A 13,597-nucleotide genomic window follows, 5' to 3' on the forward strand; every position below is an offset into this window, starting at 1 on the left:
TTTTTATGCTTTACTCTTTCGCGATGGGCGTATCGCTGGCTTGCGTTTGCTTATCGCCCTGAATGGCGGCGACCTGTTTCTCCACGTCCGCCACCTGTTCGCTGCTGTGCAGCAGCGTGTAGGTTAAATCGAACTGCGTGCTGGCGCCGGGGGCGAGTTGCTTCACGCGCTTCTGCTCGCGCTCAATGGTCACCGGATAAGCGTAGCTGGTGCCCGGTTCGATGCCGGTCACATACCCTTGTTTTTCCGTATCGGTGTTTTTCCACATCGTCAGCACCGGCAGTTGCGACACGTTAAAACCGATAGCCGCCCCTTTGTCGCCCGCTTTGTTGATCACGGCGGCGAGGGTCTGCTGGTTCGCATCGGCAAGCGGAGTAAGGTTAAAGACCATTTCGTCAAAGTCTTTCGTCGGCGCGCTGTAGGTATTCCACGTTTTTATCCCGCCTTTGGCGTAGTCGTTAAAGGGGCTCACGTTCGCCAGCGGAGCGATAAAGCGCGCCCCTTCTTCCAGAATCGGCTTGCCGAAGTTGCTGTGGTAGATAATCTGATAGTCATGCGGATAATCGGCGTGGTTCGTCAGCACATCGTGCAGGCTGAAGCTGTTGCTGCCCGGCACATAGCGCAGTTCGGTCATCGTTTGCAGATCCGCTTTTTTAAAGGTGCTCTCTTTAATCAGACCGCGTATGCGGATTTCATACGGCGCGCTTTCACTTACTTCTACTTCCACGCGGGAGGCTGGCGTGTTGCCCGCTTTGCCATGAAGCGTATAAAGCTGGCCGTCAGCCGTTGTCGGATGGCCGGTCCACTCATAGCCGCAGCGCACCATCATTTCATTGAACCCTTCCAGCCAGCCGAGACCGTTGCGGCTTTCCAGATTAATAAATGCCGGGTTCACGACCTCTTTGACCGGCGAATCCCAGCCCAGGCGCACGCCAAACCCTTGCGCATGCAGCAGGTTCATGCCGCGCGTAGGGCTTAAGACGATGGTGAGGCCGTTTTCACTGGCGAGCGTGATGATTTTGCTGCCCTCCTGCTTGCCGCCGTGCAGCACTTTTTGCTCAATGCTGAACGGGGCGCCTTTGAGGTTCAGCTGCTGGCTGGTTATGCGCCAGTCTCCTTTATCCGTGCCCTTTTCAGCGTTGGTCAGCACCCAGGTCTGGGCGGAAGCCTGAGCCGAAACCAGCAGCGCGAGCGAGGTCAGAAGCAGCGTCTTTTTCATCCTTTTATCCTTTTTGCTGAATCGATTTAAGTTAATGGCCTGTGAAGACTAGTTTCTGTGGCGGATAAGAAACGTGATCGCATTCACTGCTCGGGAAAAAGCAGCAGATGAAGGAAATTTTTGAGGTCAGGGTCTGTTTTTTTATGAAATCAGGAGAGATGTTGCGAAGAAAAGTGTGAAGAAAAACCTGGTTAGCTTTAACGTTTCAGCTTAAGGGGCATGCAAAGAATTAAAAAAGCGAGGAGAGAGAAAGTAAAAAAAGAAGCCCGGCAGAACCGGGCTTTTAGCGCTTATTCCTGGCCTTCAGCCAGTTCGCGTAGATACTGGAAAATCAGGCGGGCGGATTTAGGCGGCTTATTGCCTTCCTTTTCCTTTTTCGCGTTGCGGATAAGCGAACGCAGCTGCTGACGGTCCGCCTGCGGCCAGAGGTTCAGCACGTCCGGCACCGCGTCGTCGCCTTCTTCAATCAACCGGTCGCGCAGATGCTCCAGCTTATGGAACAGCGCCACCTGCTGGTTGTGGCGGTTTTTCAGTTTATCCAGGGCCTGACGGATAGGCTCGTCATCGCGCTGGCGAAGCATTTTGCCGATAAGCTGCATCTGGCGGCGGCGGCCTTCTTTCTTGATGCGCTGCGCCAGTTCAATCGCGGCGCGCAGATCTTCATCCAGCGGGATTTTATCCAGGGCGTTCTTGCCCAGGTCCACCAGCTCGGCGCCGAGACGTTTTAACTCTTCGGCATCGCGCTTAATTTCGCTTTTGCTGACCCAGATAATCTCGTCATCGTCGTCTTCGTTTTCATTATCAGGGACATCATCGAGCCAGTCTTCGGGCTGCTTTGTCATCTCAGGCTCCTTAAAAAAAGAGGCTAATACTACCAGTTAAGGCGCGCACTGCGAAATGGTTCTCTGTTAGACTCAAAAAATACGTCTTCTGTTTTCACCTTACATTATGGCATTCGCGATGAAACTAATCACACAAGTTGCGCAACAGCGCAAAACACTGGAAGAGGCCGTCGCCACTGCGCTGGAACTGGCATCGGGCAAGGCGGACGGCGCGGAAGTGGCGGTGAGCAAAACCACCGGTCTGAGCGTCAGCACCCGCTATGGTGAGGTGGAAAATGTGGAATTCAACAGCGATGGGGCGCTCGGCATTACCGTTTACCATCAGAACCGTAAAGGCAGCGCTTCGTCCACCGACTTAAGCCCGCAGGCGATTGCCCGCACGGTGCAGGCGGCGCTGGATATCGCGCGTTACACCTCGCCGGATCCGTGTGCGGGCGTGGCGGATAAAGATCTGCTGGCGTTTGACGCGCCGGATCTCTCTCTGTTCCATCCGGCGGAAGTGGACCCGGATCGCGCCATTGAGCTTGCCGCGCGCGCCGAGCAGGCCTCGCTGAAAGCCGATAAGCGCATTACCAATACCGAGGGCGGCAGCTTCAACAGCCATTACGGCATTAAAGTATTTGGCAACAGCCACGGCATGCTGCAGAGCTACTGCTCCACCCGCCACTCGCTTTCAAGCTGCGTCATTGCTGAAGAGAACGGCGACATGGAGCGCGACTATGCCTACACCATCGGCCGGGCAATCGAAGATTTGCGCTCGCCGGAGTGGGTGGGCGAAGAGTGTGCTAAGCGCACCCTGTCCCGCCTGTCGCCGCGTAAGCTCCCCACCATGAAAGCGCCGGTAATTTTCGCCCATGAAGTGGCGACCGGTTTGTTCGGTCATCTGGTGGGCGCCATTAGCGGCGGCGCGGTTTACCGCAAATCGACCTTCCTGCTGGATTCGCTGGGTAAACAGATCCTGCCTGACTGGCTGACGATTGAAGAGCATCCGCACCTGCTGAAAGGGCTCGCCTCTACGCCGTTTGACAGCGAAGGGGTGCGCACCGAGCGTCGCGATATCGTGAAGGATGGCGTGCTGCAACAGTGGCTGCTGACTAACTATTCAGCGCGCAAGCTGGGGCTGAAAAGCACTGGCCACGCGGGCGGCATCCATAACTGGCGCATCCAGGGGCGCGGACTGAGCTTTGATGAGTTGCTCAAAGAGATGGGCACCGGACTGGTGGTCACCGAGCTGATGGGCCAGGGCGTGAGCGGCATTACCGGCGACTATTCCCGCGGCGCGGCCGGGTTCTGGGTGGAAAATGGCGAGATCCAGTATCCGGTAAGCGAAATCACCATCGCCGGCAACCTGAAGGATATGTGGCGCAACATGGTCACTATCGCCGACGATATCGAAACGCGCAGCAACATTCAGTGCGGCTCCGTACTGCTGCCGGAGATGAAGATAGCCGGGCAATAATTCCCAGGGGCGCCCGCAGCGGCGCCCTTTTTTCGTCACCATAATAAGAAGGTAAGCCGATGCGTAAGTCATTGTTAGCAATGTTAGCCGTCTCCTCCGTGCTGTTTGCCAGCACCGCAGCTCTGGCGGCGGATCTGGAAGATGATATGGACATCCTCAACGACAATTTAAAAACGGTGCAGAAAACCACCGACGCGGCAGAGATGAAGGATGCCTTAACGAAGATGCGCGCCGCCGCGCTGGATGCGAAAAAATCGACGCCGCCGAAGCTTGAGGACAAACCGGCGGACAGCCCGGAGCTGAAAGATTTCCGTCACGGTCTGGATACGCTGGTAAGCCAGATTGACGGCGCGCTGAAGCTGGCTAATGAAGGCAAGGTGAAGGAAGCGCAGGCGGCGGCTGAAGATTTCAAAACCACCCGCAACACTTACCACAAGAAATACCGTTAATTGCCAGGCCAGCCCGTTCGCTGCGGGCTGGCTGGTTCCTGCACAGGCGGCTCAGCGTAAATAATGAATCACCTGATTGCTGCTGCCGCGCCAGATAAGCGCCGGGTCTTTGAGATCCTGCATGAACTTCCCGTCTACCAGCACGTTGATAAGGTCAACGACCTCACGCTGCGCTGGCGTTAATTCCTCAAGCTTATAGCCGGTCCATACCCAGATATCTTTACCGGGACATTCAGCCCGCACGCGACGCACCAGCGTTAAAATCGCCGGCACGTTTTGCGGATGCAGCGGGTCGCCGCCAGAGAGCGACAACCCCTGGCGTTTTATGCGGGTATCGTTGAGGTCCTGGATTATCTGCGCTTCCATTTCTGGCGTGAAATGAGCGCCGGAGTTAAGCCGCCAGGTGCTTTTGTTATAGCAGCCGGGGCATTCATGAACGCACCCTGCGACAAACAGCGTGCAGCGGGTGCCCGGCCCGTTGACTATATCAACCGGATAGTACTGATGAAAATTCATTCCGCTTCTCAATTGACGCCATAGCGGCGTTGGCTGCGCTCATTCGCCCCGGTCACTTACCGGAGTAAGCTCCCGGGGACTCGTTCGTTTGCCGCCTTGCTCTGACGTCAGTTGCTTTGCGGAACCGCTCCTCAAGTGACGCCATAGCGGCATTGGCTGCGCTCATTCGCCCCGGTCACCATCAGCGCGGCGTGAGCCATGCAGGGCGGGTTAGCGAGCCGATACCCATCATCAGGCCTTACCCAATCTGCCCGTTGCCTAAATGCTTCACGCGGCGTTTTACCTCTTCCTGCTTGCCAGCGTTAAACGGACGCGCATCCGGGCTGCCGAGATAGCCGCACACGCGGCGGGTAACGGAGACGCGGGCGGCGTCGTGGTTGCCGCATTTCGGGCAGGTGAACCCTTTGCTGGTGCACTCAAACTCGCCGGTAAAGCCGCACTCGTAACACTCATCGATTGGCGTATTCGTGCCGTAATAAGGCACATGCTGATAGCTGTAATCCCATACGTCTTCCAGGGCCCGCAGGTTGTGCTGAATGTTCGGATATTCGCCGTAGCAGATGAAACCGCCGTTCGCGAGCGGCGGGTAGGGCGCTTCAAAGTCGATTTTGTCGTAAGGGTTCACCTTTTTCTCCACGTCCAGGTGGAAGCTGTTGGTGTAATAACCCTTGTCGGTTACGCCCGGCACCACGCCGAACTCGGCGGTATCAAGACGGCAGAAGCGGTCGCAGAGGTTTTCGCTCGGCGTGCTGTAGAGGCTAAAGCCGTAGCCGGTCTCCTCTTTCCACTGGTCCACCGCGTCACGCAACCGCGCCACAATGGCGATGGCTTTGGCGCGCAGCGTTTCGCTGTCATAAACATGCTGATTGCCGCTAAGCGCGTTGATGGTTTCATGAATGCCAATATAGCCAAGGGAAATTGAAGCGCGGCCGTTTTTAAAGATCTCCGCCACCTCGTCATCCGCTTTCAGGCGTACGCCGCAGGCCCCTTCCATATAGAGAATGGGCGCCACGCGCGCTTTTACCCCTTCGAGACGGGCGATGCGGGTCATCAGCGCCTTGCGCGCCAGCGCCAGACGCTCATCCAGCAGCGTCCAGAAGGCGGCTTCGTCGCCTTTCGCTTCCAGCGCGATGCGCGGCAGGTTAAGGCTGATAACGCCGAGGTTGTTGCGCCCATCGTGGATCTGCTCGCCGTTCTCTTCGTACACCCCAAGGAAGCTGCGACAGCCCATCGGCGTTTTGAAGGAGCCGGTGACTTTCACCACCTGGTCGTAGTTCAGAATATCGGGATACATGCGCTTGCTCGCGCACTCCAGCGCCAGCTGCTTGATGTCATAGTTAGGGTCGCCGAATTTGTGGTTCAGGCCGTCGCGAATGGCGAACACCAGCTTCGGAAAGACTGCCGTTTTACGGTTTTTACCCAGCCCTGCGATACGGTTGCGCAGAATCGACGTCTGGATGAGGCGCGACTCCCACGATGTACCGAGGCCGAAGCCGAACGTGACGAAGGGCGTCTGGCCGTTGGCGGTGTGCAGCGTATTGACTTCATATTCCAGCGACTGGAAAGCGTCGTAACACTCTTTTTCCGTGCGGTTGCGGGCATAGCCCTCCGCGTCCGCTATCTGCCACTCTTGCGCCACCCGACGGTGTTTTTCAAAGCTTGCGGCGACGAAAGGCGCCAGCACCTCATCGATGCGGTTAATCGTGGTGCCGCCGTAAATATGGCTCGCCACCTGAGCGATAATCTGCGCCGTCACGGCGGTGGCGGTGGAGATAGATTTCGGCGGCTCGATTTCGGCGTTGCCCATCTTAAAGCCGCGCGTCAGCATGCCTTTTAGATCAATAAGCATGCAGTTGAACATCGGGAAAAAGGGCGAGTAGTCGAGGTCGTGATAATGAATTTCGCCGCGCTCGTGCGCCAGCACCACGTCGCGCGGCAGCAGGTGCTGACGGGCGTAGTGTTTCGCGACGATGCCCGCCAGCAGGTCGCGCTGGGTCGGGATGACTTTGCTGTCTTTGTTCGCGTTTTCATTGAGCAGCGAAGCGTTTGTCTGCTCCACCAGCCCCTGAATTTCGCGGTTCAGGCGGCCGCGCTTTTCACGTTCCACATCGCGGTCGTGGCGGTACTCAATGTAGGCGCGCGCCAGCTGCTTGTGGTTGCCCGCCATCAGCTGGTTTTCCACGGCGGTCTGAATTTCATGGATATCGACCTGGCTGCGCCCCTGCATCTGCTGGCTTACCAGGGCGGCGACGGTGGCGCAATAATCGGCGTCATCGACTCCCGCTGCTTTTGCGGCACGAAGAATGGCTTCCTGAATGCGCGCTGAATCGAAAGGTACTTTGCACCCGTCTCTTTTCACTACATGCGGTGTCATGATCTCTCCATTTTAAACAGGTTATCCACAGAGGCGTACAGGAGGCATGGACGGGATTTTTGTTTTTTTCACCCGCCGCTTCCGGCATTCCGGCCCCTTTTATCCACAGCCTGAATCCCGCTCAGGACGGCGCGGATTGTTGAAATAGTAGACGAAAAATACAAGATGTTGGGCCGGGTGGGATTTTAAAGTCTATATATAGTGCTTTGCATCAAAGATGTTTGCGTTTTTATTGATGCAGGACAAAGCAAACCGGGCAGGGCACAAAGGATGGGCGGTAGCGCGCGGGAATTCACTTTGTAAATGTATTGAGTAAAAAATCAACAAACACGCGCGCGCGGGGCGCCAGCTGGTGGCTCGGGTACTTCACCCATAGCGGCTGTGGCGCGGCCCAGTCATCTTCAAGTAAAGGAAGAAGGCGGCCTTGAGCAATGTGCGGCTCCAGGTACCAGTCTGCGAGCGAAACGATGCCCATGTCCGCCAGCGCGGCGTCCACCAGCACGTCCGGATAGGTACTGATAAGCCAGGCGTTTTGCTCTTCAAGCGTTACCTCTTGCGCAAGCCAGCTTTGCAGGCGGCCGTTGCCGGGGTTGCGATGCACCAGGCAGCGATGGTGGGCTAAATCCTGCGGCGAACGGGGCGCGCCGAACTGCGCCAGGTACGCGGGCGAGGCGGCCATCATCATGCGCATCGGGGCGATTTCACGGGCTACTACGCGGTTGTCCTGTACGCTGCGCTGGCCGATGGCGACGTCAATGCGCTCGCCGATGAGGTTAACGCGGCGCGGATCCATCGCCAGATCGAGCCGGACTTTTGGGTAACGCTGCTGAAAACGCGCCAGTTCGGGCATTAAACGGTAGCGGCCGAAGCCGGGAATAACGCTTATGCGCACCAATCCTTCCGGCTCGTCTGCCGGGTTCTCCAGCGCCTGATTCAGGGCGTGCCACAGCGGGGAAACCTGCTCGCGCAGCGCCACGCCTTCTTCCGTCAGCATCACAAAGTGGGTGTTGCGCTGAAACAGCACGCGCCCCAGCCGCTGCTCCAGCAGCCGCACGCTTTTGCTTACCGCGGCGGGCGTCACGCCCAGCATACGCGCCGCCGCAGAAAAGCTCTGGCTCTCCGCCGCCGCCAGAAAAGCGGGCAGCAGACGATGCACATCGGAAGTCAGCGCCATGGTTGATACCTTTCGTTGAAACAGAAATGCTCAAGCCCAGCCTACAGGTTAGCCTGCCGGCGTGACAACATAAAACCAACACCCCATAACGAGGAACGAAGAATGAAAAAAGTGTTGGTTCTGGCAGGCCACCGCACCCCGGATGAATCCCGCGTTAACCGCGCCGCCGTCGAGGCGTTTAAAGCCTTGCCGCAGGTCACGGTGCATGAGCTGATGCGCGAGTACCCCGATTTTCAGATAGACGTGAAGCGCGAGCAGGCGCTTCTGCTGGCGCATGACGCGGTTGTGATGCTGTTTCCCTTCTGGTGGTACAGCTCGCCCGCCATTTTAAAAGAGTGGCAGGACCAGGTGCTGGAGCACGGCTTCGCCTACGGCACGGGCGGCGACAGGCTGCGCGGCAAACCGTTTCTGCTGATGGTCTCCACCGGCGGCAGCGAGCAGGCCTATTCGCCGGAGGGGTATAATCGCTATCCCATTGACGCCTTCTGGCTGCCGTTCAACGCCACCGCGAACATGACCGGGATGATCTGGCAGCCGCCCGCGCTGATTCAGGGCACCCATGTGCTGACGGATGACGATCTCGACGCGGGCGTCAGCCGCTGGTTAAGCCGCATCAACGCGCTTTGCGCCTGAAGCGCCCGGCGCCTGCAGCCAGTAGACCGCCTCGAACGGGCGCAGCGTGCCTTCGCAAGGCCGGGGCGCCGGGTCCGGATAGTTGCTCATCAGCACCTGCCAGCCGTCGCCGCACTCACCCGGCATGCACCAGTGGCTTTCACGGCTCAGGTTGGCGACCACCATCAGCTGCTGGCCCTGCCATTCGCGGCGATAGCACCAGATAAACGGATGCTCCGGCAGCAGATCCTGATAGCTGCCCCAGGTAAAGACAGGGTGCGCTTTGCGCAGGCGGATCAGTTTCTGATAGGCGTAAAAGACCGAGTCGGGGTCGTTCAGCGCGGCCCTGGCGTTGATGGCGCGGTAATTATCGCAAAGCCCTATCCACGGCGTGCCGGTGGTGAACCCGGCGTTGTCGCTGTCGTCCCACTGCATCGGCGTGCGGCTGTTGTCGCGCGACTTGCTGGCAAGAATAGCGAGCAAATGCTCCGGCTTATGCCCCTGCGCCCGCAGCTCGGCGAACATGTTATGGCTCTCCACATCACGGTAGTCAATGATGCGGGTGAAGTGCGGGTTGGTCATGCCCAGCTCCTCGCCCTGATAGATATAGGGGGTGCCCTGCATGCCGTGCAGCACCATGGCTAACATTTTCGCCGCCGGGACGCGCAGCTCTCCCTCGTCGCCAAAACGGGAAACGATGCGCGGCTGGTCGTGGTTACACCAGAACAGCGCATTCCACGCCACGTTGTGCATACCCTGCTGCCAGTGGTTGAAGATAGCCTTCAGCGCCACGTAATCGGGCGCCGCCAGCGTCCATTTCTGCCCGGCCGGGTAATCCACCTTCAAATGGTGGAAGTTAAAGGTCATGGAAAGCTCTTTGCCGTCGAGCGCCGCGTAGCGCTGGCAGTTGGCGAGCGTGGTAGAGGACATTTCGCCTACCGTCATCAGCCCGCGCGGCGTGAACACATCGCGGCTGAACTCCTGCAAATAGTCGTGAATGCGCGGCCCGTCGGTGTAAAAACGCCGTCCGTCGCCGTTAACGTCATCCGGGAAATCCTGATCCTTGGAGATAAGATTAATGACGTCGAGGCGCAGCCCGTCCACGCCGCGGTCGGCCCAGAATTCGCATACCTTTTTAAGCTCGGCGCGCACCGCGGGATTCTCCCAGTTGAGGTCCGCCTGCTCCGGTGCGAAAAGGTGCAGATAGTATTGTCCGCTTTCGGCGTGCCAGCGCCAGGCGCTGCCGCCAAACTTGGAACGCCAGTTGTTCGGCGCTACCTCCGGCGAGCCGTCGCGCCAGATGTAAAAATCGCGGCGCGGGCTCTCTTTGTGTACCGCCTCGTGAAACCAGGCGTGCTGCGTTGAGGTGTGGTTAAACACCATGTCGAGAATGATGCGGATGCCGCGCTCGTGGGCGCCCGCCACCAGCCGGTCGAAATCGTCCAGCGTGCCGTAAGCGGTGTCGATGGCGGTGTAGTGGGCGACGTCGTAGCCGTTATCCACCTGCGGCGAGATGTAAAACGGCGTGAGCCAGATGGCGTCCACGCCAAGCGTCTGCAGATAGTCAAGGCGCTGGATAACGCCCGCCAGGTCGCCGGTGCCGTTGCCGGTCGTGTCCTGAAAGCTCTTTGGGTAGATCTGATAAATAACGCCTTGTTGCCACCACGGCGGAGTCATATTCATCGCACTGTCCTGCTTTGCAAAGGGCGCGGCTGCCCGCGCCCGTCATCACGGAAAATTACACCACCAGCAGCGTGCCCTGGCGGAACTTACGCTTGTAGAGGAAAGAGGTCAGGATCATCGGGATAACAATCGCTACCGCCATCGCCAGCGCGAAAACCTGCCAGTAGCCCGGCTGGATGGAGAGAATGCCCGGCAGGCCGCCAACGCCGATACCGTTAGCCATAACGCCGTTCAGGCCGCACAGCAGCCCGGCGAGGCCGGAGCCAATCATGGCGCAGAGCATCGGGAAGCGGTATTTCAGGTTAATGCCGTACATGGCAGGCTCGGTGACGCCGAGGAAGGCGGAGATAGCCGCCGGAACGGAGATCTCGCGCTCGTTGTGCTTGCGGCTGGTGATGATGATGCCTACCACCGCCGACGCCTGGGCGATGTTGGAAAGCGCAATCAGCGGCCATACCGGGGTGCCTCCCATGTTCTGAATCATCTGCATGTCGATGGCGAGCGTCGTCTGGTGCACGCCGGTTATCACCAGCGGCGCATAGAGGAAGCCAAACAACGCGGCGCCGATGGGCGCGAAGCTGCCGGTCATCAGGTGACGCACCGCGAAAGCCACGCCGTCGCCAATCAGGCGGCCGAACGGGCCGATAAAGGCGTGGGCCAGGAAGACCGCGAGGATCAGCGAACAAACCGGCACCACCACCAGATAAAGATAGTCCGGCACCAGCCGTTTGATCCGCGTTTCAATGAACCCAAGCGCGAGGCCCGCCAGCAACGCCGGGATCACCTGCGCCTGGTAGCCCACTTTGGCTATCTGGAACAGGCCGAAATCCCACACTTCCGGTGTTTGCTGCCCGAGCAGGTAAGCGTTCATGAGCTGCGGGGAGACCAGCGTGACGCCAAGCACAATGCCGAGTATCGGCGTGCCGCCCATCTTGCGCACCGCCGACCAGCAGATACCCACCGGCAGGTAGAAGAAGATGGCTTCGCCAATCAGCCACAGGAAGTCGTAAATTGATTTCAGCGCCGGGAACATCTGCGCCAGCGTCTTGCCGTCGCTCATCGGCAGGTCGCCGATGACGTTGCGAAAACCAAGGATCAAGCCGCCGCTAATCAGCGCGGGCAGCAGCGGAAAGAATATTTCCGCAAAATGGGAAATAAGACGCTCATGCCATTTCATATTCTGGCGGGCCGCCAGCTTCGCCTGCTCTTTATTGGCGCTGCTGTGGCCGCTGGTGGCGATAAGCGCCTGGTAGTATTCGCCCACTTCCGGGCCAATCACCACCTGAAACTGACCGGCGTTGGTAAAGCAGCCCTTGACCATCGGCAGCGTTTCGATGGCTTTCGGGTCCGCTTTCGCCGGGTTATTGAGCACAAAACGCAGCCGGGTAATGCAGTGGCTGACCGTGGCAATGTTTTCACGGCCACCCACGAGTGCTATCAGTCTGTCGATATCCTGTTGGTTTATTTTTCGCATGATGACGCCCCGTGACTGAGTAAAAGTAGGCTGAGGGTAAGACGGGCCAAGCTTATCCGTTTCCCTTCAGCGGGAAAAAGGGAACGTTCCCGAAACAGGGCGGCGATCACAATATATCCGCAGGCAGGGGTTAACTCAGGGCGGCGGGAATGGTTATCTGACGCAGTTCAGCGTGCTGGGTTACCTGGGCGATAAGCTGCAAGGCGGCCTGTTTGCCCGCCTGCGCGTAACCTGGGTCGACGGTGAGAATTTCAGGGTGAAGAAACTTCAGCAGCGGGGTATTGCCAACGCTCGCCAGCTGTAGCGGGGTGCGCGGATGTTGCTGCAGGTATTTGCTTGCGCCGATGGCGAGCGTGTCTGTGGCGCAGAGCAGGGCGGTGGTCTCTTCATTGAGCACTTTCGCCACGTGGTCATAGCCTTGCTTCATGGCGAGCCCCGGCAGGACAGCGTTGGGCGTCAGTTCATGCTGCCGGCAAAAGCTAAGATAGGCCTCGTGGCGGCGCAGGCCGGTCGTGATGTCGCTCTCCGGCACGCCGAGGTAGCTGATATGCCGGTGACCCTGTTCAAAGAGTCGCTGCATCAGGATGCGGATAGCCCCTTCGTCGTCATAGCAGACCGAGGCGAAGCCTTCGGCATCGCGCGCCATCAGCACCAGCGTGTCGCGCCAGGGAGTAAGCATCGCTTCGTCGATGCCGGTAAAGCCAAAGAGGATCACGCCGTCGATGTTGCGGTGGCTCAGCACGTCCAGATGCTCCTGCACCAGCTTCGTTGAAAACTGGCTTTCCATCATGATCGGGTCGTAGCCCTGTTCGTAGAGACAGGGAAGCATGGTCTGCACCGCGAGGTTTTCTGAAAGAGAATCGAGACGGGTGACGATAATCGCCACCACTTTATCGCTCTGGCCGCGCATCGCCCGCGCCGAGCGGGAAGGGGAAAAACCGTGCTGACGCATGACCGCTTCCACCCGCTCGCGGGTGCGTTCGCTGACGCCGCTCTCGTTATTGAGCACGCGCGAAACGGTCGACTTTCCCACGCCGCTTAAACGCGCGATGTCTTTGATGGTCAGGCGGTTTTGCATCGGTCCATTCCCCTGGCATATTAAGATTTTATATTCAACGGCTTAGGTTATCGCTTTTTCTGCCGGACGCAATGAGCATAGTCTGGTTTAGGTTTGGTTTGTCTGGCCGATGCTGGCGCAGGCGTACCCAGGCCCGGGTTTCAGGTGAAAGCGTCCCCGCTACCTTCGCCCGTCGCGCTTCGTTTTTCAATACCCTGGCTTGCCGCCATCAGGTAGACGAGGGGAGCGTGACGCGGCTGCGTCTTGCCAGCGCTAAAAAAGAAAAAGGCCACCGGAGTGACCTTTTTAATGTGAGTACGGCGATTAACGGCGTACGGCGATCGCTTCGATTTCGATCTTCACATCTTTCGGCAGACGCGCCACTTCCACGCAGGAGCGCGCCGGGAAGGTCGCCTGGTGTTCGGTGAAGAACGCTTCGTAGGTGGCGTTAACGGTGGCGAAATCGTTCAGGTCTTTCACGAAAACGGTGGTCTTCACGATATCGCCCACTTTCAGGCCAGCCGCTTCAACGATGGCTTTCACGTTTTCCAGCGACTGACGCGCCTGAGCGGCGATGTCATCCGGCACGGCGCCGGTTTTCGGATCGACCGGGATCTGGCCGGAGGTGATGATCATATTGCCCAGATCGACGCCCTGAACGTAAGGGCCGATAGCTGCGGGTGCATTTTCCGTCGCGAGTGTGCGGGACATAGTCTCTCCTGAGTTAAGCGATTAGGC

The 13,597-nt window shown here is 58.5% G+C and carries 12 protein-coding genes; 3 read left to right on the forward strand and 9 right to left on the reverse strand.

Annotation, left to right across the window (positions count from 1 at the left end; genetic code table 11):
- Window positions 1-10 precede the first annotated feature (10 nt).
- Window positions 11-1,219: an aldose 1-epimerase family protein gene (locus MT962_RS12795; protein ID WP_247365792.1), complete on the reverse strand. Its 1,209-nt coding sequence runs from the start codon at window positions 1,217-1,219 to the stop codon at window positions 11-13.
- Between the two features lie 290 nt (window positions 1,220-1,509).
- Complete coding sequence (yjgA, locus tag MT962_RS12800) at window positions 1,510-2,061, reverse strand: ribosome biogenesis factor YjgA (RefSeq protein ID WP_024556583.1); 552 nt, start codon at window positions 2,059-2,061, stop codon at window positions 1,510-1,512.
- 106 nt (window positions 2,062-2,167) lie between these two features.
- On the opposite strand from yjgA, the gene pmbA reads away from it, so the two are divergent.
- Both pmbA and cybC read left to right on the forward strand, forming a co-directional pair.
- Window positions 2,168-3,520 carry a metalloprotease PmbA gene (pmbA, locus tag MT962_RS12805; RefSeq protein WP_034882082.1) on the forward strand — a complete coding sequence of 451 codons (1,353 nt, stop codon included), beginning with the start codon at window positions 2,168-2,170 and terminating at the stop codon, window positions 3,518-3,520.
- Window positions 3,521-3,579: 59 nt separating this feature from the next.
- Complete coding sequence (gene cybC / locus MT962_RS12810) at window positions 3,580-3,969, forward strand: cytochrome b562 (RefSeq protein ID WP_247365793.1); 390 nt, start codon at window positions 3,580-3,582, stop codon at window positions 3,967-3,969.
- A gap of 51 nt (window positions 3,970-4,020) precedes the next feature.
- Here the strand turns inward: cybC and nrdG are convergent, their stop codons facing one another.
- The 3 genes from nrdG to MT962_RS12825 form a co-directional block, all read right to left on the reverse strand.
- Window positions 4,021-4,485 (reverse strand): anaerobic ribonucleoside-triphosphate reductase-activating protein, encoded by a 465-nt coding sequence (nrdG, locus tag MT962_RS12815; RefSeq protein ID WP_024556580.1) that lies wholly within the window; start codon window positions 4,483-4,485, stop codon window positions 4,021-4,023.
- 238 nt (window positions 4,486-4,723) lie between these two features.
- Window positions 4,724-6,859 carry an anaerobic ribonucleoside-triphosphate reductase gene (gene nrdD / locus MT962_RS12820; protein WP_024556579.1) on the reverse strand — a complete coding sequence of 712 codons (2,136 nt, stop codon included), beginning with the start codon at window positions 6,857-6,859 and terminating at the stop codon, window positions 4,724-4,726.
- Window positions 6,860-7,151: 292 nt separating this feature from the next.
- A complete protein-coding gene (locus MT962_RS12825) occupies window positions 7,152-8,033 on the reverse strand; it encodes a LysR family transcriptional regulator (protein WP_247365794.1) in 882 nt (293 codons plus the stop codon).
- Window positions 8,034-8,135: 102 nt separating this feature from the next.
- Here MT962_RS12825 and MT962_RS12830 point away from each other — a divergent pair, with 102 nt between their 5' ends.
- On the forward strand, window positions 8,136-8,666 hold the full coding sequence (locus MT962_RS12830; protein WP_024556577.1) for an NAD(P)H-dependent oxidoreductase: 531 nt from the start codon (window positions 8,136-8,138) through the stop codon (window positions 8,664-8,666).
- On the opposite strand, the gene treC is transcribed toward MT962_RS12830, so the two are convergent.
- The 4 genes from treC to ridA form a co-directional block, all read right to left on the reverse strand.
- Window positions 8,637-10,328 (reverse strand): alpha,alpha-phosphotrehalase, encoded by a 1,692-nt coding sequence (gene treC / locus MT962_RS12835; protein WP_188723954.1) that lies wholly within the window; start codon window positions 10,326-10,328, stop codon window positions 8,637-8,639. The genes MT962_RS12830 and treC overlap by 30 nt on opposite strands.
- A gap of 55 nt (window positions 10,329-10,383) precedes the next feature.
- A complete protein-coding gene (treB, locus tag MT962_RS12840; protein WP_024561311.1) occupies window positions 10,384-11,802 on the reverse strand; it encodes a PTS trehalose transporter subunit IIBC in 1,419 nt (472 codons plus the stop codon).
- A 130-nt stretch (window positions 11,803-11,932) separates the two neighbouring features.
- A complete protein-coding gene (treR, locus tag MT962_RS12845; protein ID WP_188723955.1) occupies window positions 11,933-12,880 on the reverse strand; it encodes a trehalose operon repressor TreR in 948 nt (315 codons plus the stop codon).
- A gap of 303 nt (window positions 12,881-13,183) precedes the next feature.
- The gene (gene ridA / locus MT962_RS12850; RefSeq protein ID WP_024561309.1) at window positions 13,184-13,570 is read right to left on the reverse strand and encodes a 2-iminobutanoate/2-iminopropanoate deaminase; all 387 of its coding nucleotides are present in this window, start codon (window positions 13,568-13,570) and stop codon (window positions 13,184-13,186) included.
- Between the last annotated feature and the right edge of the window lie 27 nt (window positions 13,571-13,597).

The organism is Franconibacter sp. IITDAS19, from assembly GCF_023079515.1.
Taxonomy (GTDB): Bacteria; Pseudomonadota; Gammaproteobacteria; order Enterobacterales; family Enterobacteriaceae; genus Franconibacter; species Franconibacter pulveris.